The sequence below is a fragment of the Bradyrhizobium lablabi genome (genome assembly GCF_900141755.1).
Taxonomy (GTDB): domain Bacteria; phylum Pseudomonadota; class Alphaproteobacteria; order Rhizobiales; family Xanthobacteraceae; genus Bradyrhizobium; species Bradyrhizobium lablabi_A.
Map to the genome: position 1 here is coordinate 2,730,895 of NZ_LT670844.1, position 18,983 is coordinate 2,749,877.

General features: G+C 62.1%; 19 protein-coding genes and 1 tRNA gene. 13 read left to right on the forward strand and 7 right to left on the reverse strand.

The window, feature by feature from the left end; genetic code table 11:
• Positions 1–11: 11 nt before the first annotated feature.
• Entirely contained in the window at positions 12–479 is a 468-nt protein-coding gene (locus B5526_RS12645; protein ID WP_079544954.1) for an SRPBCC family protein, read from the forward strand.
• Positions 476–988, forward strand: coding sequence for an SRPBCC family protein (locus B5526_RS12650; protein WP_079538482.1), 513 nt, complete (start codon positions 476–478; stop codon positions 986–988). Before B5526_RS12645 ends, B5526_RS12650 begins: the two co-directional genes overlap by 4 nt.
• Positions 989–1,185: 197 nt before the next feature.
• Here the strand turns inward: B5526_RS12650 and B5526_RS12655 are convergent, their stop codons facing one another.
• A complete protein-coding gene (locus B5526_RS12655) occupies positions 1,186–2,796 on the reverse strand; it encodes an acyl-CoA synthetase (protein ID WP_079538483.1) in 1,611 nt (536 codons plus the stop codon).
• A 105-nt stretch (positions 2,797–2,901) separates the two neighbouring features.
• Here B5526_RS12655 and B5526_RS12660 point away from each other — a divergent pair, with 105 nt between their 5' ends.
• The 3 genes from B5526_RS12660 (at position 2,902) to B5526_RS12670 (ending at position 6,279) form a co-directional block, all read left to right on the forward strand.
• Positions 2,902–3,408 carry a lipocalin-like domain-containing protein gene (locus B5526_RS12660; RefSeq protein WP_172842037.1) on the forward strand — a complete coding sequence of 169 codons (507 nt, stop codon included), beginning with the start codon at positions 2,902–2,904 and terminating at the stop codon, positions 3,406–3,408.
• A 547-nt stretch (positions 3,409–3,955) separates the two neighbouring features.
• Positions 3,956–5,572 carry a carboxylesterase/lipase family protein gene (locus B5526_RS12665; RefSeq protein ID WP_172842038.1) on the forward strand — a complete coding sequence of 539 codons (1,617 nt, stop codon included), beginning with the start codon at positions 3,956–3,958 and terminating at the stop codon, positions 5,570–5,572.
• Positions 5,573–5,838: 266 nt separating this feature from the next.
• On the forward strand, positions 5,839–6,279 hold the full coding sequence (locus tag B5526_RS12670) for a hypothetical protein (protein WP_079538485.1): 441 nt from the start codon (positions 5,839–5,841) through the stop codon (positions 6,277–6,279).
• A 24-nt stretch (positions 6,280–6,303) separates the two neighbouring features.
• Here the strand turns inward: B5526_RS12670 and B5526_RS12675 are convergent, their stop codons facing one another.
• From B5526_RS12675 to B5526_RS12685, 3 genes are all read right to left on the reverse strand, one after another.
• A complete protein-coding gene (locus B5526_RS12675) occupies positions 6,304–7,521 on the reverse strand; it encodes an NADH:flavin oxidoreductase/NADH oxidase (RefSeq protein WP_079538486.1) in 1,218 nt (405 codons plus the stop codon).
• Between the two features lie 182 nt (positions 7,522–7,703).
• Positions 7,704–8,159: a GatB/YqeY domain-containing protein gene (locus tag B5526_RS12680; RefSeq protein ID WP_079538487.1), complete on the reverse strand. Its 456-nt coding sequence runs from the start codon at positions 8,157–8,159 to the stop codon at positions 7,704–7,706.
• Positions 8,160–8,254: 95 nt separating this feature from the next.
• A complete protein-coding gene (locus B5526_RS12685) occupies positions 8,255–8,956 on the reverse strand; it encodes an alpha/beta fold hydrolase (protein ID WP_079538488.1) in 702 nt (233 codons plus the stop codon).
• Between the two features lie 159 nt (positions 8,957–9,115).
• On the opposite strand from B5526_RS12685, the gene carA reads away from it, so the two are divergent.
• Entirely contained in the window at positions 9,116–10,306 is a 1,191-nt protein-coding gene (gene carA, locus B5526_RS12690) for a glutamine-hydrolyzing carbamoyl-phosphate synthase small subunit (protein ID WP_079538489.1), read from the forward strand.
• A 36-nt stretch (positions 10,307–10,342) separates the two neighbouring features.
• On the opposite strand, the gene B5526_RS12695 is transcribed toward carA, so the two are convergent.
• Complete coding sequence (locus B5526_RS12695) at positions 10,343–10,657, reverse strand: hypothetical protein (RefSeq protein WP_079538490.1); 315 nt, start codon at positions 10,655–10,657, stop codon at positions 10,343–10,345.
• 58 nt (positions 10,658–10,715) lie between these two features.
• Positions 10,716–11,183 carry a hypothetical protein gene (locus B5526_RS12700; protein ID WP_154071285.1) on the reverse strand — a complete coding sequence of 156 codons (468 nt, stop codon included), beginning with the start codon at positions 11,181–11,183 and terminating at the stop codon, positions 10,716–10,718.
• A gap of 139 nt (positions 11,184–11,322) precedes the next feature.
• On the opposite strand from B5526_RS12700, the gene B5526_RS12705 reads away from it, so the two are divergent.
• Positions 11,323–11,856 carry a hypothetical protein gene (locus B5526_RS12705; protein ID WP_079538492.1) on the forward strand — a complete coding sequence of 178 codons (534 nt, stop codon included), beginning with the start codon at positions 11,323–11,325 and terminating at the stop codon, positions 11,854–11,856.
• A 231-nt stretch (positions 11,857–12,087) separates the two neighbouring features.
• On the opposite strand, the gene B5526_RS12710 is transcribed toward B5526_RS12705, so the two are convergent.
• The gene (locus B5526_RS12710; protein ID WP_079538493.1) at positions 12,088–12,615 is read right to left on the reverse strand and encodes a Dps family protein; all 528 of its coding nucleotides are present in this window, start codon (positions 12,613–12,615) and stop codon (positions 12,088–12,090) included.
• A gap of 171 nt (positions 12,616–12,786) precedes the next feature.
• On the opposite strand from B5526_RS12710, the gene B5526_RS12715 reads away from it, so the two are divergent.
• The 6 genes from B5526_RS12715 (at position 12,787) to B5526_RS12735 (ending at position 18,899) form a co-directional block, all read left to right on the forward strand.
• Entirely contained in the window at positions 12,787–13,488 is a 702-nt protein-coding gene (locus tag B5526_RS12715; protein ID WP_079538494.1) for a class I SAM-dependent methyltransferase, read from the forward strand.
• A gap of 114 nt (positions 13,489–13,602) precedes the next feature.
• Positions 13,603–13,679: transfer RNA gene (locus B5526_RS37660), tRNA-Ala, on the forward strand.
• A 231-nt stretch (positions 13,680–13,910) separates the two neighbouring features.
• The gene (gene carB / locus B5526_RS12720; protein ID WP_079538495.1) at positions 13,911–17,240 is read left to right on the forward strand and encodes a carbamoyl-phosphate synthase large subunit; all 3,330 of its coding nucleotides are present in this window, start codon (positions 13,911–13,913) and stop codon (positions 17,238–17,240) included.
• 146 nt (positions 17,241–17,386) lie between these two features.
• Positions 17,387–17,863 carry a transcription elongation factor GreA gene (gene greA / locus B5526_RS12725; RefSeq protein ID WP_079538496.1) on the forward strand — a complete coding sequence of 159 codons (477 nt, stop codon included), beginning with the start codon at positions 17,387–17,389 and terminating at the stop codon, positions 17,861–17,863.
• Between the two features lie 223 nt (positions 17,864–18,086).
• Entirely contained in the window at positions 18,087–18,482 is a 396-nt protein-coding gene (locus B5526_RS12730; RefSeq protein WP_079538497.1) for a DoxX family protein, read from the forward strand.
• A 9-nt stretch (positions 18,483–18,491) separates the two neighbouring features.
• Complete coding sequence (locus B5526_RS12735; RefSeq protein ID WP_079538498.1) at positions 18,492–18,899, forward strand: DoxX family protein; 408 nt, start codon at positions 18,492–18,494, stop codon at positions 18,897–18,899.
• Positions 18,900–18,983: the final 84 nt, after the last annotated feature.

An 18,983-nucleotide genomic window follows, 5' to 3' on the forward strand; every position in this document is an offset into this window, starting at 1 on the left:
GGAGAGAAATGATGCGCAAGCCTGAATTCGTCTACGTTACCTATATCGAGACCACGCCTGAAAAGCTGTGGGAGGCGCTGACCAGCAGCGAATTCTCAAAACGTTACTGGTTCAACACCGAGTTGAAAACCGATTGGAAGATCGGCTCGCCTTTCGCGCTGGTCATGGACGGCACCACTACCGATGTCGGCGAGGTTCTCGAGTTCGATCCGCCGCGACGGTTGTCTTACACGTTCCACCACGTGCTGAGCGAAGCCGCCCGCAAGGAGCGCCCGACCAAGGTCGTTTTCGTTCTCGCGCCGCATGGCAAGGTCGTGAAGCTGACGCTCACCCATGAAGACTTCGAAGCCGGCAGCAAGCTTCTGGACGGCATTTCCAAGGGATGGCCGGCGATCCTGGCCGGCCTCAAGAGCCTGCTGGAAACCGGCAATGCGCTGACGATTCCTCCAGCCGCACTCGGCATCGAGGGGTTTCAATGAACATCGACAACTTCAAACCGTCGATCGTCTATACGATCTACATCGCATCCACCCCGGAGAAGGTGTGGCAAGCGCTGACATCAGCCGAATTCAGCCGAAAATATTTTTTCGGCAATTCGGTTGAGGTCGATCTCAGGATCGGCGGTGCGTACGTCGTGCGCACGCCGGATGGTTCATTGCATATCAGCGGTGAGGTGATCGAGTGCGATCCGCCGCGCAAACTCACGATCACCTTCAACGTCAATTGGCCGGCGCTGATCGAAAAGCTAGGGCCTACGCTCGTGACCTACGAGATCGAGCCTGCCGGCAACGCAGTCCGGCTGACCTTGACCGAGGCCCACGATCGCCCGATCGACGACGACATTCTTTCGGGCGGCCGCACCGGCTGGCCCGCGATCCTGTCGAGCCTGAAGAGCGTGCTGGAGACCGGAGAGCCGCTTGTCATCAAGATGGAGCCGCCGCAAAAGATGCTGGCGGCGCTGAAGAAGATGGGGATTGCGACGCCGTAGAAGATGTCGTCCGTGCGGAAGGGACGCACGCAAGAAGGGCTCCCTCGCCCCGCTCTTTGGCGGGGAGAGGGTTGGGGTGAGGGGCTGCCTCCGCAAACTCTGAAAGAGAAGTCCTCGTGGTGAGTCCCCCTCACCCGAAATTCTCGCGATGCGAGAATTTCGACCTCTCCCCGCAAGCGGGGCGAGGTAAGCCAGCCCTACCCCAGCGCGCGCAACTCCCGCCGCAGCACCTTTCCCGTCGCCGTCATCGGCAAGCTGTCCACGAATTGCACAAACCGCGGATATTCATGCGCGGCAAGCTGCACTTTGACAAACTCCTGGATCTCGCGGGCCAGCGCATCGTCGGGCGCAAAGCCCGGCCGCAGCACGATCCAGGCCTTGATCGCTTCGGTGCGCACGGGATCGGGAATCCCGACCACCGCCGCCATCGCCACCGCCGGATGCTTTAGTAATGTATGCTCGATCTCGGAGGGGCCGACGCGATAGCCCGCGGTCGTGATGACGTCGTCCTCCCGGCTGACGTACCAAAAGTAGCCGTCCTCATCCTGCACGCCGAGATCGCCGGTCAGCAAAAATTCGCCGGCGTATTTTTTTGCCGTCGCTTCCGGATTTTTCCAGTATTCGATCATGGTGCATGGACAAGGCTGGCGAACACCGATGATGCCGCGGCTTCCCCGCGGCAGTTCCTCGCCCTTGTCGTTGACAATGCGGACGTCGAAGCCGGGCGTGGCCTTGCCCATCGAACCGGGGCGGATCGGGAACAGTTTTGAGTTGCTGCCGATCACGAGATTGCACTCGGTCTGGCCGAACACTTCGTGGGCGTCGATGCCGAAGGTCGCGCGCACCCAGTCGAGCAATTCGCCGCCGAGCGATTCACCGCCGGTGAAAATGCTGCGCAATCTGACGCCGTCATGCCTGACGCCGGCGAGCCGCATCAGCTTTAGCGCCGTCGGCGGCAGGAAGACGTTGCGGATGCCGTAGTCGGCCATCATCTGCATCGCCGCCTCGGAATCGAATTTTCGCGCGCGGTGGCCGACGATCGGGACGCCATGATACCAGCCCGCCAAAAGCGCGTTGATGAGCCCGCCGATCCAGGCCCAGTCGGCCGGCGTCCACATCAAATCGCCCGGCTTGGGCAGGAAATCGTGGCACATCTCGACATTCGGCAGATGGCCGAGCACGACGCGATGGGCATGCAGCGCGCCTTTTGGGTTGCCTGTGGTGCCGGAGGTATAAATGATCAGGGCCGGATCGTCGGACGAGGTGTCGACGGTCGTAAACTCGCTAGATGCCGCCTCGAGCGAGGCCCAAAAGGATTTGGTGCCGGCAGGCGCACGATCGCCGATGACATAGACATGTCTGAGATCGGGTAGCCGGTCGCGGATCCTGGCGAGTTTCTGCCAGCCGGCCTCGTCGGTGACGATCGCCTTGGCGCCGGAATTCGAAAGCCGAAACTCCAGCGCGTCCTCGCCGAACAGCGCAAACAGCGGGATCGACACCATGCCGGATCGAAACGCCGCCAGATGCGCGATCGGCAGTTCCAGCGATTGCGACAGGAACACCGCGACCCGGTCGCCGCGGCCAAGACCGTCCGCCTTCAGCACATTGGCGAAGCGGCGCGACAACTCGGCCACCTCGTCGAACGAGGTCCGCGTCGCAACACCTTCCTCGTCGACATAGATCAGCGCCAGGCGTTTGGAGCCATCGGCATGGCGATCGCAGCAGACGGTCGCAAGGTTCAAGCGCTCAGGGATATCCCAGCGAAAATCGCGGTAGAGCTTTTCGTAGTCGGTGGTTTCGGTAAGCATTGTGTCAGGCTAGACGATCGCCGCCTCGACATAAACCCTCTTGTGTCGTCGGAGCTTGCCTCGACTTGTGATAAATCGAAAGCAGCCAGGCACAGGGAGACCTTCATGCAGCGGATTATCGCCTCATTCGGATTGATCGCGCTGATGCTAGGCGCCGCTGATCCGGCCTCGGCGCTCTCGCCGGAGGATCTCGTCGGGACCTGGAAAATGTTGTCGACGGTCCGTCAGGTGGAGGGCAGCGACAAGGTGATCGAGAATCTCGGTGAGCATCCCAAAGGCATCCTGATCATCACACAAGACCATCGCTTCATGATCATCGAGACCGGCGACGGCCGCAAGGCGGCAAGCACGACCGAGGAATTCGCCGCGTTGCAAAAGAGCGAGCTCGCTTATTCGGGCTTGGTGACGTTCTCGCCCGACCCCAATAATTCGCAAGGCCTGAAGATGACCAATAAGGTCGACATCGCGTGGAATGAAGAATGGACCGGTACTGACCAGACGCGCTTCCTGTCGCTCGACGGCAACAGGCTCACGATCCCCACCCCGCTGCTCAAAAATCCGATCAGCGGCGAAATGGCTACATCGACGCTGGTGTTCGAGAGATCGAAGTAATTTGCCCCAGGCCGCTTCGGCATGAACCCTCCTGTATCGTCGGGGGCTCGCGCGAATGGGCAAAGGGCCGCCGGCAGTATGGCCAGCGGCCCACCGGGCTCAAAATTCATTAGACTAAAAAACCGCTCAGCCCCGGTATCCTCAAGCTAGCACTACCTCCTTATCGAGGTGGAGTCCGAAGATCTGTTCCAAGCTGAGGAACAAGATCGGGTGTTGCGAGATGAGCACAGAAGTGCGCGCGAGGCCTTTCACACGCGCGACATAACTTGGGCAGTATCGTTCAACCTGCGATATCGAGCTGTCAACCTTGCTCCCCCGAGGCTCGGAAAAAGAAAATCCTTCTGGGCTTGCTGGGTCGCGTGGCGGTTCGAGCTGCGTCGCACAAAAAAGAACAGTGCAACAATCTTCAGGAGGAAACGTCATGTTCGGAGGGAAAATCGCTTGCATTCAACGACAACAACAAGCGGCCCAGCAACAATCGGCGCGGCCGCGATCGTGGCTGCGGGGCACGCTCTGCCCGGCGCTGCTGCTCGGCATAGCCTTCGCATTGGCAGCGCCGGCCGACCGGTCACTCGCCGCCTCTACATTGGTGGCGGCGCCGGACGGCACGTTCCAGGGCAAGCTCGACACCACAGGCACGGTGCGGCAATTCCTCGGCGTCCGGTACGCCCAGCCGGTGACCCTCAATCTGCGCTGGAAGCCGCCGCAGCCGGTGACGCCCTCGGCCGTCACGCAGGACGCGACACAGTTCGGCAACCATTGTCCGCAAGCGTTCACGCCGTTCGGCAACGCGTCGCTGACCGAGGATTGCCTGTTCCTCAACGTGTACACCCCCAACAAAGGCGGCGATCGCGAGTCTGATCGCGACGACGGCCGCCCGGTGATGGTGTGGATCCACGGCGGCGCGCTCGCGGTTGGCGAGAGCAACGAGTTCGACGCGACCAAGCTGGTGGCGCGCGGCGTGGTCGTCGTGACCATCAACTACCGGCTGGGCGCGCTCGGATTCCTCGCCCATCCGGCGCTGACCGGTGAGTCGCCCGATCACATATCCGGCAATTACGGGTTCGAGGACCAGCAGGCTGCCTTAAAGTGGGTGCGGCGGAACATCGGCGCGTTCGGCGGCAACCCGGAGAAGGTGACGGTGTTCGGCGAATCCGCGGGCGGACTGAGCACGTTCGTCAACCTGGTGTCGCCGACGGCCAAGGGATTATTCCATCGCGCGATCGTCGAGAGCGGCGGCTATATGCTGACGCAGCCGACGCTGGCACAGGCCGAGGCGGCCGGAACGAAATTTGCCAATGCCGTCGGGTGCCATCAGCCCAATCCGGCTGATGTGCTGACGTGCCTGCGCGCGCTCACGGTTTCGACTGTACTCGGCGTCTCAAGCTTCGGCCCGGCGCCCAACGTCGACGGCAAGGTCCTGACGCAATCGATCGCCGCCGCGCTCGGAAGCGGCGACTTCAATCGCGTCCCGCTGATCAACGGCTCCAATCACGACGAGTGGAACCTGTTCGTGGCGCTCGACCTCGACCTCACCGGCCACCCCGCGACCGCCGCCACCTATCCGGCCGTGATCGCCGCCACGCTCGCGATCCCTCCCGGGAGCCCGGCGGTCGCGGCAGTCCAGGCGCAATATCCGGGCGGCAGCTTCCCGTCTTATGACCAGGCGGTCGGCGCCCTGGGAACGGACGCGATCTTCGCCTGCACGGCGCGGTTCGCGGACGAGCTTGCGTCGGAGTTCGTCCCGACCTTCGCCTACGAGTTCAACGACGAAAATGCGCCGCAGAACTTCCTGCCCGCCGTGAGCTTCCGGTACGGCGCAGCGCACGCCGCGGAGATCCAGTACATCTTCCCGTTCGCGAGCCCATCGGGACTTGGTCTCAATCTCCCGCAGACCCCGCTCAACGGCAATCAACAGCAGCTGTCGGACAAGATGGTCGGCTATTGGACGGAGTTCGCCGAGAGCGGCAACCCCAACGGGAATGACTCGCCGCACTGGCCGCGCTTCCATCGCGAACGCCAGGTGATGCAGTCGCTCGTGCCGCCGACGCCGGCCACGGAGACGAACTTCGCGACCACGCACAGTTGCGCGTTCTGGGACCAGCTGACGGGCCGCACCCTGCCGCCCGGCAATGATCACGACCACACCGCCGACAACGATTGAGGGCGAGTGCTCGCGCTGAGCTCACCCCATCGCACGTGCGATGGGGTATCTCTTCACTGGCAACACCCTCGACGCCCCTGACAATATTCGACGCGGGCGTCTTCAAACCGCACCAAGATGGACGGCCCCAGCGCCAGTTCCACGGTAGGGTTCCCTTGTTAACATTACGCCTTAACTAAAAATTAATTATGCATTTGCGGGCTCAGAAGGCCCGGCCTAGCGTGCGTTGGGGAGCTGCTTAGTTAACCAACGGATTGGTATGTGCCATGACGTATAGAATGTATGGAGCGTTGATCGCGTCGCTCGGCGTGGTTGCGCTTGTGCTTGCCCCGAACGAGACGTTCGCCAGGTCGGGAGCAGCGTTTCGCGGAGGGGTAACCCCGACGCATTCGTTTTCCCATGCCTCTGCCGCCCAATTGTTCCGGCACCACCACCGGAGAAACAATGCAGCGTTCTTTTGGCCGGGCGTAGAGGATTACGGCTACGGGTCACCGGGTGGCGAACCGGTGGTCGGCGGCACGCAACCGACATCAGGCGATATCCATTACACGCAAACATATGATGTTCCCTGGGATTGGGCCCATCGATTTCCGCCGGCGGTCGCTCCTTCCGACCGGCCCTATGTGTCGAGCTGCCCGGCGGAAACCGTAACGATTCCCGGGCATGACGGCAGAGAGCAAACCGTCAACATCATGCGGTGCTACTGATAAGGGCACGTAAGACGAGTTGCGTTACTCCTTGGCGTTGACGCCCTGGACATCCCGCCTCACGACCCCGGTCGGCGTGGCAAACCCTTCGATGGTTCGGATTCGCTTTTCGAGCCACCAGCCATATTCCGCCGGCCAGTCCTCGAATCTGCGGTTGAGGCCGAGATCATGCGCCCAGTGCTGGGCGATGTTCGGATTGAACTGGGATTGCCGGCCGACCGCGATGAGGTCGGCTTGCTTGTTCTTGAGGATTGATTCCGCCTGCTGCGCTTCGAGGATGATGCCGACCGCCATCGATGCGATGCCGACTTCGTTGCGGACCCGCTCGGCATAGGGCACCTGGAAACCGAGGCCGCGCGGGACTTGCGCTGCCGTCGCCGAGCCTGAAATGCCCCCCGAAGAGCAGTCGATCACGTCGACGCCGCGGGCCTTCAATTCAAACGCGAAGGCAATTGTGTCATCCAGGTTCCAGCCGTTTTGAGCGCCGTCGACAGCGGAGACGCGGACAAATAGCGGCATCGTATCCGGCATTTCACGCCGCACCGCCTCGACAATTTCGAGCGGCAGGCGCATGCGCCCCTGGCGGTCGCCGCCATATTCATCATTGCGCGTGTTGGACACGGGCGAAAGAAACGAGGCGAGCAGATAGCCGTGGGCGGTGTGGATCTCGATCACGTCGAAGCCGGCCTTGACCGCATTTCTGGCAGCATGCGCCCAGGTGCGCACCATCGCCCTGCACTCGTCGGTCGTGAGCTGGTGCGGCGTCAGCCATCCCGGCGCGACGGGTTCGCTGGTGGGGCCGACGGGTTGCCACAGTTTCGCGCCGGCCTTGATTTCCTGCGCCGTGAGCGGGCCCATGCCGTCCATCGCCCGCTGCGAGGACGACTTGCGCCCGCCGTGGGCGAGCTGAATGCCGATCGCGGCCCCCTCACCCTTCACGAAGGCGATGAGCGGCTTGAAACTCTGCACTTGCGCATCATTCCAGATGCCAAGGTCATGTTCATTGATCAGGCCGACCTGTTCGACCGCGGTAGCCTCGACAAAGACCAGCCCAAAACCGCCGAGCGCATAGCGGCCGAGATGCACGTTGTGAAAGGCGCCGCAAGTGTTGCCGGGCGCGGCGCGGTAATGCACCATCGGCGGCACCACTAGGCGGTTCTTCAGCGTCAGCCCCCGGACCGTGAACGGCTGGAACAACATGGGTTCTGCACCGTCGAGGTTTTCGGCGACCGACACTGACATGGATTTTCCTGCTAGTTGAGAATCTTCTTACTTTACCTCTCCCCGTTCTTCACGGGGAGAGGTCGCGAGCGTAGCGAGCGGGTGAGGGGCTGTCACCACAAACGCCGTGATCGCGGAGAGCCCCCTCACCCGAAGCCTTTGCTTCGCTCCGGCTTCGACCTCTCCCCGCAGGCGGGGCGAGGTTAAGAAGAAAGCGCCGCCTTCACCATGCCGCTGGCCTTGCCAAAATCCATTTGGCCCGCGTATTTCGCCTTCAACACGCCGATCACCTTGCCCATGTCCTTGATCCCGGCGGCGCCGGTCTCGGCGATTGCGGCTGATATCGCGGCGTTGACGTCGGCGTCCGACATCTGCTTCGGCAAGTAAGCGGAGATGATCGCGATCTCCTCGCGCTCCCCTGCCGCGAGCTCGGCACGGCCGCCCTTCTCGTAGAGTTCGACCGATTCCTGGCGCTGCTTGATCATTTTCTGGAACACGCCGAGCAGGTCGGCGTCGGTCAAAGGCGGCTTTCCTTCGCCGCGCGCGGCGATGTCGGCGTTCTTGATGGTCGAATTGACCATGCGCAGCGTGGACAGCTTGCGCTCGTCCTTGGCCCGCATCGCGTCCTTGACCGCGTTATTGATGTCGTCGCGCAGCATCGTCTTTATCCTCTCGCGAGCCGGTAAGGCCGCATTATCTTAAAGCCCCTGATCTAGGCCGTTCGCGGCCGTCAAACAACTCTGGCATATAACAACTAGATCCGCAGCCATTCGACCAGGGCGTCGGCGGTCGCCTGCGGCTGCTCCAGTTGCGGCAGGTGGCCGCAATTCTGGAGGATCACGAGTTTCGCGCCGTGGATGCCGTCCGCCATCTCGGCGGAGAGCGCATTCGGAATGGTGTTGTCCTCGTCGCCGGTCAAGACCAGCGTCGGACATTTGATCCAGGCCAGTGACGGCCGTGAATCGGCACGGCCGATCACCGCGGTCTGCTGGCGGACGAAGGCGTCTGCGCCGATGTCATCGCCCATGTCGTGCACCAATTGGCGCAGTTCGGCGTTGTCGCGCCGCGACGGATGCACGAAGCCGGGAAAGAGATCATCGAGCACGGCGTGATATTCTCCTGCCTGCGCCCGCGCGATCTGGCCGCGGCGGCGGGTGGTCGCCTCCGGCGTATCGGGCCGCGCCTGGGTGTTGATCAGCGCCAGTTTTGCCACCCGCGCCGGCGCCTGCCGCATGATCTCAAAGGCGATATAGCCGCCCATGGAATGCCCGGCCAGCGCAAAGCGCGGCGGCGCCTCGGCCAATATCCTCCGCGCGATGGCGCCCATATTGTCGTCGCGGATGTGGTTTCCGACCGTGACCGGGCCAAATCGCCACAGCGCCGGCGCCACCGGGGCATAGATCCGCGGCGAGCCGCCGAGGCCCGGAACGAGCAAGATCGGCATCGAATTGTCCATGCCCGGCTCCGGGATCGGAGGAATTTGATGAAAATCGGCTGATAGCTACGAGCCCCAGCTTAAAAGCTGGCGGCCGCCTGTCAAATAGGCGCATGGCGCATGTGGATCCGCCGTTTCCGGCTTTGACCTCGCTAGGCGTGACGACTATGTAATGCGCTCATGACAATAACGGAAAACGCCTCAGCCTGGCCGGACCTCACGCCGACCGCGCTCCTCGTGCTTGCCGATGGCACCGTGCTGGAAGGTTTCGGCCTCGGCGCGGAAGGCCATGCGGTCGGCGAAGTCTGCTTCAATACCGCGATGACCGGCTATGAGGAAATCCTCACCGATCCCTCCTATGCCGGGCAGCTCATCACCTTCACCTTCCCGCATATCGGCAATGTCGGCACCAATGACGAGGACATCGAGACGGTGAACATGGCGGCGACGCCCGGCGCGCGCGGCGTGATCTTGCGCTCGGCCATCACCGATCCCTCGAACTACCGTGCCACGCGCCATCTCGACCAGTGGCTGAAGGCGCGCGGCATCATCGGGCTTTCCGGCATCGACACCCGCGCGCTGACCGCGCTGATCCGCTCCAAGGGCATGCCGAACGCCGTGATCGCGCACGCCAAGAACGGCCAGTTCGACCTGCACGGGATGAAAGAAGAGGCGCGCGAATGGCCGGGCCTCGAGGGCATGGACCTGGTGCCGCTGGTCACATCCGGCCAGCGTTTTACCTGGGACGAAACGCCGTGGGCGTGGGAAAAAGGTTTTGGACGGCAAACCGAGCCTGAATTCAACGTCGTCGCCATCGATTACGGCATCAAGCGCAACATTCTCCGCCTGCTCGCGGGCGAGGGCTGCAAGATCACCGTGGTGCCGGCGACGACCTCGGCCGAAGACATTTTGGCGATGAAGCCGGACGGCGTGTTCTTGTCCAACGGCCCCGGCGATCCCGCGGAAACCGGCAAGTACGCCGTACCCGTGATCCAGAAGGTGATTTCATCGGGCACGCCGACTTTTGGAATTTGCCTCGGGCATCAGATGCTGGGCTTGGCGGTCGGCGCCAAGACCAAAAAGATGCATCAGGGCCATCACGGCGCCAATCACCCGGTAAAGGACGAAACCACCGGCAAGGTCGAGATCACCTCGATGAACCACGGTTTTGCCGTCGACCAGGCGACCCTGCCGAAGGGCGCGACGCAGACCCATGTCTCGCTGTTCGACGGTTCCAATTGCGGCATCCAGCTCGACGGCAAGCCGGTGTTCTCGGTGCAGTATCATCCCGAGGCCTCACCCGGCCCGCGCGATTCGCATTATCTGTTCAAGCGGTTCGCCGAGCTGATGCGGGCGAAGAAGCGCGCTTAAATCTCACCCGTTTCATCCGGCTTGAAGCCGCGCCGCTCAATGGAACGGAAAGGTACCCAGATTGGCCGGATCGCACCACACTCTGAGTCTTTGGCCCTCACGCGGAGGAGGCGCCTGCCAGGTGATGTATTTCAGCACGGTCGTTTCAAAGGCAGGGCCGGCGGGTGGCGTCACCAGCAGGGTCGCTTTGACGAGGTGATGATAATCCGGTGCATAGGGCAGTTCTTCGGAATGAAGAACCTCGACCAGGCACGCGTTGCGGCCGGCGGGCGCGGCAAGTGAAGCGGCATCGGCTCGCGCGGCCGGCAGCATGCCGAGCATCAGCGCCGTCACAATGATGGCAGGTTTCACGTCATTCCCCTTTTCTCCCGGTCATGTGAAAATGACATTTAGTGCAAGCGATCGTCAATCATTGTAAGATCGCTGGAGAGCGGCAATCGTCGACTGCCGCACTTCCTTGAAAGGACGCGCTCATGAAAAGCGGAGCAGTGATATCGGTCAGTTTTCTGTGCATGTGCGCCTTTTTTAATCCGGCCTCTTTTAGTCCGGCCTTGGCGCAAACCGCTATCGGCGGCGGGGCAAAGAAACCGGTTGTTGTTGGCGGACCGGGTCCCGTCAAACAGAATGTGCTCGGCGGTCCCGCGCCAACAAATACCGCCGTCGTGCCAAAACCCAAGACCGGAACGATTTCGGCTTCCCCAACTCCGCCCGTGACGACCGCGGTCGCGCCACCGCCGCCTGCATCGACCGCAGGCTCTCCGCCTCCAGCGACCAACGGCTCGCCCGCTGCATCGACCAAAGGCGCTCCAACTTCGATCGTAAAATGCGCGGTTAAAGGTGCCTGTGTCGGGCCGACGAAACAGCCGACAGAACCCACTCCCCCTCCCGCGAAGGGAACGTGAGCCGCCGCCGGCGGTTGAACCTGCGCTATCGGCGTGATCATTCCGGTTGGGCTGGGCCAACGAATTAGTTGGTCCAGTGATCATGCGCCGATAAAAAAGTGCGGGAGAATTGCCATGTCGGTCGTCAGCGAGGATATCAAGCCTCTCACCATCACCTTTGCGGATGACGGCCTGGTTCCAAACAACCCGATGCCGTTTTTGGTCTACAAGGCCGCAATCGACGTCGACAGCGATCATCCCGAAAAAACCATCGAGGGACTGTTCGGCAAGAATGGCTGGGGCGACATGTGGCGCAACGGCGTCTACGACTATCTGCATTATCATGCGACGGTCCACGAAGCGCTCGGCATCGCCCGCGGCCATGCCAGGGTCCGCTTCGGCGGCGACCGCGGCAAGGAATTCGAGATCGCGGCGGGCGACGTCGCGATCTTGCCGGCCGGCACCGGGCATCAATGTCTTTCCGCAAGCCCAGATTTTTCCGTGGTCGGCGCCTATCCGCCCGGCCCCAGGATGCACGTGACGCGCCCGACGCCGGAAAATCATCGGAAGGCGCTGAAGACGATTCCGCAGGTCGAGCTGCCGAAGACCGACCCGCTGCTGGGCGCGGATGGGCCGCTGGTGAGATTGTGGAAGGCGCGGGAATCTTGAGGCGGGCCATCTTCCCTTGTCCCCTTGTGGGAGAAGGTGGCCATAGGCGGCCTTTGGCCGCCGTTCTTTCGGACGCCGACGCGTTGCATCGGCTATGCGCAGTCCGCGACGGATGAGGGGTCTCTCACCGCGGAGAGAACCCCTCACCCGCCTCGCGGAGTTTATCATCGGGCGGCGCTTCGCGCCGACCCGTTGGCTCGGCACCCTCTCCCACAGGGGGAGAGGGTTCAACTACGCCGCGTTGCTGCCTTCCTGACGGCTGGCTTCGAACAGGAACCAGGTACGGCGCTCGGTTTCGTCGATGAAGGTCTCCAGCAGCCCGGCGCTACCGGAATCGCCGTGCTGGTCGCAGAGCTCGTGCGCCTTTCGCATCGCGGCGGCCATGTGCTTGTTGTCTTCCATCAACTCGCGCAGCATGTCGCGCGGCGGCACGTAGCTCTCATTGTTGTCCTGGATGGTCTGCAGTTTGCTGATCTGCCCGACCGAGCGCAGCGTGGTGCCGCCGAGCTTGCGGACGCGTTCGGCGAGCTGGTCGGTGGTCGCGAAAATCGCATCCGACTGCTCGTCGAGCATCAGATGATAATCGTGGAAGTGCCGGCCAGAGACATGCCAGTGGAAATTCTTGGTCTTCACGTAGAGCGCGAAGGCGTCGGCCAACAGAACGTTGAGCGACGCCGAAATCTTCTCAACCGCTCCCTGCGGCAGATCGGTCGGGGTGTCGAGATCGGGGGATACCTTGTCGGACTTGGCTTTGCTCACAATGCACCTTCCTGTTAGGAAACCGGACTTGAACTGTTCCTGAACTTTACCTGGACTGTTAGGAAACCGGGCTTTGACCGCATTGGACAGCGGCCACCGGACCATCTAACGCATCAGATAGGCAGCGGTTCCTGCATCGGGAACCCCCCAATTTTGCCGGACCCCTGTGATATGGACGACTGGATCGATTATTACGATTCCACGCATACGATTTACGCGAGCAGACTGCACCGCGACCTGCATTTCCAGGTCATCGCGAAGGATATCATCGGCTACATCTCCTCGCCGGACGCGGTCGTGGTCGACTATGCCTGCGGCGAGGCGCTGTCGGCGGCGCGGGTCGCGGAGGCCTGCGGCAAGCTCTATCTGGCGGAGCCGGCGCCGGGCGTGCGCGGCCGGCTGATCGCGCGCTTTGCCCCGAACACAAAAATTCGGGTGCGGTCGCTGGATGATTTGCGGAAAATGCACGAAAAATCCGTCGATCTCGTGGTGATGAATTCGGTCGCCCAATACATGACGCCGAGCGAGCTCGATGCCGCGTTCGCGGTGGTGCGGCGGCTGTTGAAACCCGGCGGCCGGCTGGTGCTGGGCGATATCCTGCGGCCCGAGGTCGGCATGGGGCGCGATGTGCTGGCCTTGCTGCGCTTCGCGGCGACCCACGGCTTTCTCAGGGATGCCCTGATCGGGCTGGTCTCGACCGCGCTGTCGGACTACCGGCAATTGCGCGCGCGCGTTGGGCTGCATCGCTACAGCGAGGCCGAGATGATCGAAAAGCTTAAGGCAGCCGGATTTACCGCCTCGCGGGCGCTAACAAATATCGGACACAATCCGTGGCGGATGACGTTTGTGGCGCGGCACGCCTTCGCAGCTTGATCATTCGGGCGCGATCGGAGGCAAAACCGGACACCACTTTCGCTGATCGCGCCCGGTTAGGGTTAATAAACGGCAAGCCTGGCTCAAGCCTGCGCAATCGGCGATGATCGGAACGGCCCGGTGGCGGAAAGCGTCGACGCGAGAGCAGTGCATCGCTCTTTATCCTGGTTCAAATCCAGGCCGGGCCTCCAACCTACGCTGCTTTGCAGCTTCGGTTGGCAAGCCAGCCCCGATGAACGCTTGCCCCGCCGTAGATCGAAGGGCGAATTGCCGGTTGATGGGGCGCTAAAACCCTTTCACGGCTGCGGAATCTGGTCTAAAGACCACCCGCGCGCGAGGTCTGACCTGGCGCTCTTGCTCAAAGGGACGCGCGGCATGCGCGCCCTTTTTTTGTGCCCGATTTCCCGTTCCCGCGAGATTTGATGCCCAAACGAACCGACATCTCCACCATCCTGATCATTGGCGCCGGCCCGATCGTGATCGGGCAGGCCTGCGAATTCGATTATTCGGGGACGCAGGCGGTCAAGACATTGAAGGAAGAGGGTTATCGGATCGTCCTGGTCAATTCCAATCCGGCCACCATCATGACCGATCCGGAATTGGCCGATGCCACCTATATCGAGCCGATCACGCCGGAAATCGTCGCCAAGATCATCGAGAAAGAACGCCACATCATCCCTGGCGGTTTTGCCCTGTTGCCCACCATGGGCGGGCAGACGGCGCTGAACTGCGCGCTGTCGCTGCGCCGGCAGGGGACGCTTAAAAAGTTCGACGTCGAGATGATCGGCGCCACCGCTGATGCCATCGACAAGGCCGAAGATCGCGGCCGGTTCCGCGAGGCCATGACCCGGATCGGCCTGGAAACGCCGCGCTCGGTGCAGACCAAGACCCTGCCCGATGCGCTGCGCGCCCTCGACGACATCGGGCTACCCGCGATCATCCGCCCCTCCTTCACCATGGGCGGCACCGGCGGCGGCATCGCCTACACCAAGGCCGAGTTCATCGAGATCGTCGAGCGCGGCATCGACGCCTCGCCCACCGACGAGGTCCTGATCGAGGAAAGCGTGCTCGGGTGGAAAGAGTTCGAGATGGAGGTGGTGCGCGACAGACACGATAATTGCATCATCATCTGCTCGATCGAGAACCTCGATCCGATGGGCGTGCATACCGGCGATTCCATCACGGTGGCGCCGGCGCTGACCTTGACCGACAAAGAATACCAGATCATGCGCGACGCATCGCTCGCGGTGCTGCGCGAAATCGGCGTCGAGACCGGCGGCTCCAACGTGCAGTTCGGCGTCAACCCGGCCGACGGCCGCATGGTCGTGATCGAGATGAACCCGCGGGTGTCGCGCTCCTCGGCGCTGGCCTCGAAGGCGACCGGCTTTCCGATCGCAAAGGTCGCGGCGAAACTTGCGGTCGGCTACACGCTGGACGAGATCGCCAACGACATCACCGGCGGCGCGACGCCGGCTTCGTTCGAGCCGACCATCGACTATGTCGTCACCAAGATCCCGCGCTTTGCGTTCGAAAAATTTCCCGGCGCCTCCACCACGCTGACCACCTCGATGAAGTCGGTCGGCGAAGTGATGGCGATCGGCCGCACCTTCCAGGAAAGCCTGCAGAAGGCGCTGCGCGGCCTTGAAACCGGCCTGACCGGGCTCGACGAAATCGAGATCGAGGGGTTAGGACACGGCGACGACAAGAATGCCGTCCGCGCCGCGCTGGGCACGCCGACGCCGGACCGTCTGCTGCAGGTCGCCCAGGCGATGCGGCTCGGCTGGAGCAATGAGGAGATCTTCACCTCCTGCAAGATCGATCCGTGGTTTCTTGGCGAGCTGCGCGGCATCGTCGAGATGGAGAGCAAGATCAAGGCTAACGGATTGCCGGCGAATGCGTTCGGCATGCGGACCCTGAAGGCCATGGGCTTTTCCGATGCGCGGCTGGCGGTGCTGGCCGAGACAACGGAAGCCGAAGTAACGGCGCGGCGCCACGCGCTCGGGGTTCGCCCAGTGTTCAAGCGCATCGATACCTGCGCGGCCGAGTTCGCCTCCCCCACCGCCTATATGTATTCGACCTATGAGGCGCCGTTCGCCGGTCACCTCGCCGATGAGAGCGCGCCGTCCGACAAGAAGAAGGTCATCATCCTCGGCGGCGGACCGAACCGGATCGGCCAGGGCATCGAATTCGATTATTGCTGCTGTCATGCCTGCTTCGCGCTGGACGACGCCGGCTATGAGACCATCATGATTAACTGCAATCCGGAAACGGTATCGACCGATTACGATACCGCCGACCGCTTGTACTTCGAACCGCTGACCGCGGAAGACGTTCTCGAAATCATCGCGACCGAACGCAAGAACGGCACGCTGCACGGCGTGATCGTGCAGTTCGGCGGCCAGACGCCGTTAAAACTCGCGCACGCGCTGGAAGCCGCCGATGTGCCGATCCTCGGCACCTCGCCCGACGCCATCGATCTTGCCGAGGACCGCGACCGCTTCAAGCGCGTGCTCGACAAATTGCGATTGAAGCAGCCGAAGAACGGCATCGCCTATTCGGTCGAACAGGCCCGCCTGGTCGCCGCCGATCTCGGGCTGCCGCTGGTCGTGCGTCCTTCCTATGTGCTCGGCGGCCGCGCCATGCAGATCATCCGCGAGGACAACCAGCTCTCCGATTATTTGCTCGGCACGCTGCCGGAACTGGTGCCGGGCGACGTCAAGGCGCGCTATCCCAACGACAAGACCGGGCAGATCAACACCGTGCTCGGCACCAATCCGCTGCTGTTCGACCGCTATCTGTCTGACGCCACCGAGATCGACGTCGATTGCCTGTGCGACGGCAAGGACACCTTCATCGTCGGCATCATGGAGCATATCGAGGAAGCCGGCATTCACTCCGGCGACTCTGCCTGCTCGCTGCCGCCGCATTCGCTGGATGCTGTGATGATCGCCGAATTGGAGCGGCAGACCCGCGACCTGGCGCTTGGTCTCGACGTGGTCGGATTGATGAACGTGCAATACGCCATCAAGGACGGCGAGATCTATGTGCTCGAGGTCAATCCGCGGGCGTCGCGCACGGTGCCGTTCGTCGCCAAGGTGATCGGCACGCCGGTGGCGAAGATCGCCGCACGGATCATGGCCGGCGAGAAACTTTCCGACTTCAACTTGAAGAAGCGCAAGCTCGGCCACGTCGGCGTCAAGGAATCGGTTTTTCCGTTCGCCCGCTTCCCCGGCGTCGATACGGTGTTGGGTCCGGAGATGCGCTCGACCGGCGAGGTGATGGGCATCGACCGCTCGTTCGAGATTGCGTTTGCCAAGAGCCAGCTCGGCGGCGGCACCAGGGTGCCGCGCAAGGGCACCGTGTTCGTCTCGGTCCGCGACATCGACAAGACCCGGATCGCGGATGCGGTACGACTATTGTCTGAGGCCGGTTTCAGGGTGATGGCGACCTCCGGCACGCAGCGCTTCCTGACCGATTCGGGGGTGCCGACCGAAAAGGTAAACAAGGTGCTGGAGGGCCGGCCGCATATCGTCGACGCCATCATGAACGGCGACATCCAGCTGGTCTTCAATACCACCGAGGGGCCGCAGGCGCTGGCCGACAGCCGCTCATTGCGGCGAGCTGCCCTCTTGCATAAAGTGCCATATTACACCACTCTTTCCGGAGCGGTGGCGGCCGCCCAGGGCATCCGTGCCTATCTGGGCGGGGACCTTGAGGTCCGCACGCTGCAGAGTTATTTTTCCGAAACCTGATCGGTTGGCCGGGCTCCCCGGGGGGGCGGTAATTGATCGGCAATGAAACCCTTGTGGCTGGAACTCTTCAGTCGCAAGCGTATTCTGTTTCGGCGTTTATGCGTGGCCGGCGGATTGGTCCGCATGATGTTGAAGGACGTGAGAAGATGATGGAAAAGGTTCCGATGACCGCCGGCGGCTATGCCGCCCTCGAGGTCGAATTGAAGCAGCGCCAGTCGGTGGATCGTCCGCGCATCATCGAGCATATCGCGGAGGCGCGCTCGCATGGCGACCTTTCGGAGAACGCGGAATATCACGCCGCGAAGGAAGAGCAGTCCCACAACGAAGGCCGTATCGCCGAGTTGGAGGACAAGCTTGCCCGCGCCGACATCATCGACATCTCAAAACTCTCCGGTGACACCATCAAGTTCGGCGCCACCGTGACGCTGGTCGACGAGGACACCGACAAGAAGGCGGTGTGGCAGATCGTCGGCGAGCCGGAAGCTGACGCCAAGAAGGGCCGCATCTCCATCACCTCGCCGTTGGCGCGCGCGCTGATCGGCAAGAAGAAGGGCGCCTCGGTGGAAGTCGTTGCCCCCGGCGGCGCCAAGGCCTACGAGATCACCAAGGTCGAGTGGCGCTAGCAACGGCGTTTTGCGCAAACATGAAGAGGGTCGGGACAACTTCCCGGTCCTTTTTGCTTGCGCTGATTCGACCGCAGGCGTGACGGTTGCTGCAAACACTTAGGCCACGGCCTTATTCCTTTGCTGCTCTGCGAAACGTTACCGATTTTCTGTGGTTTATATCCTTCCCCTCAGCGCCACGACGCGATACTTGTCAGACGCCTTAAACGTTGGGGGAACAAGCATGATCGAAACATTGGTGGCATGGAAGCCGCGCGCATTGAGTGTGCTGCGCATCATTATGGGGTTGATGATCATCGAGCACGGCATGGGAAAGATCTTTCACTTTCCTGCGCTGCCGGCCTACGCCGACGTGCAGCCTTTGTCGCTGCTGGGCGCCGCCGGCTTCATCGAACTGATCGGCGGCGCGCTTTTGATCCTCGGCCTGTTTACGCAGCCGGCAGCCTTCATTCTCTCCGGTGAAATGGCGGTCGGCTATTTCATGGCGCATGCGCCAAAGAGCTTCTATCCCCTTATCAACGGCGGCACGCTGGCGATCATGTACTGCTTCACCTGCCTCTATTTGTCGACCGCGGGCGGCGGCCCGTGGAGCGTCGACGCCACGATGAAGCGGGCATAGGGGGCGGCCATGGACAGCTTCAACAAAATGCTTGCACGCTTTGAGCCGCAGGTTCTCAGCATTTTCCGCGTCGTCACCGGACTGCTGATGTTTCAGTTCGGGGTCGCGAAGATTTTGAAATTCCCGCCGGGGACGCCGTTTGAGAAAGTGCAGGCGTTTTCGCTGTTCGGCGTTGCCGGCATGTTCGAATTGATTCTGGGCGGACTCTTGATCCTCGGTCTGTTGACACGGCCGGTGGCTTTCATCCTCTCGGGTGAAATGGCGTGTGCCTATTTCATCGAGCATTTCCCGCGAAACTTCATTCCGCTGCTGAATGGCGGCAACCTCGCGATCATGTTCTGCTTTTCTTGCCTCTATTTCGTATGTGCCGGCGGCGGACCGTGGAGCCTCGATGCGCTGATCGGCAAGAAGGGTTGAGGGCTCACCGTCATCCTGAGACGCCGTGGATATATCTCCGACCTCATCCTGAGGAGCGCGCTCTTGCGCGCGTCTCGAAGGATG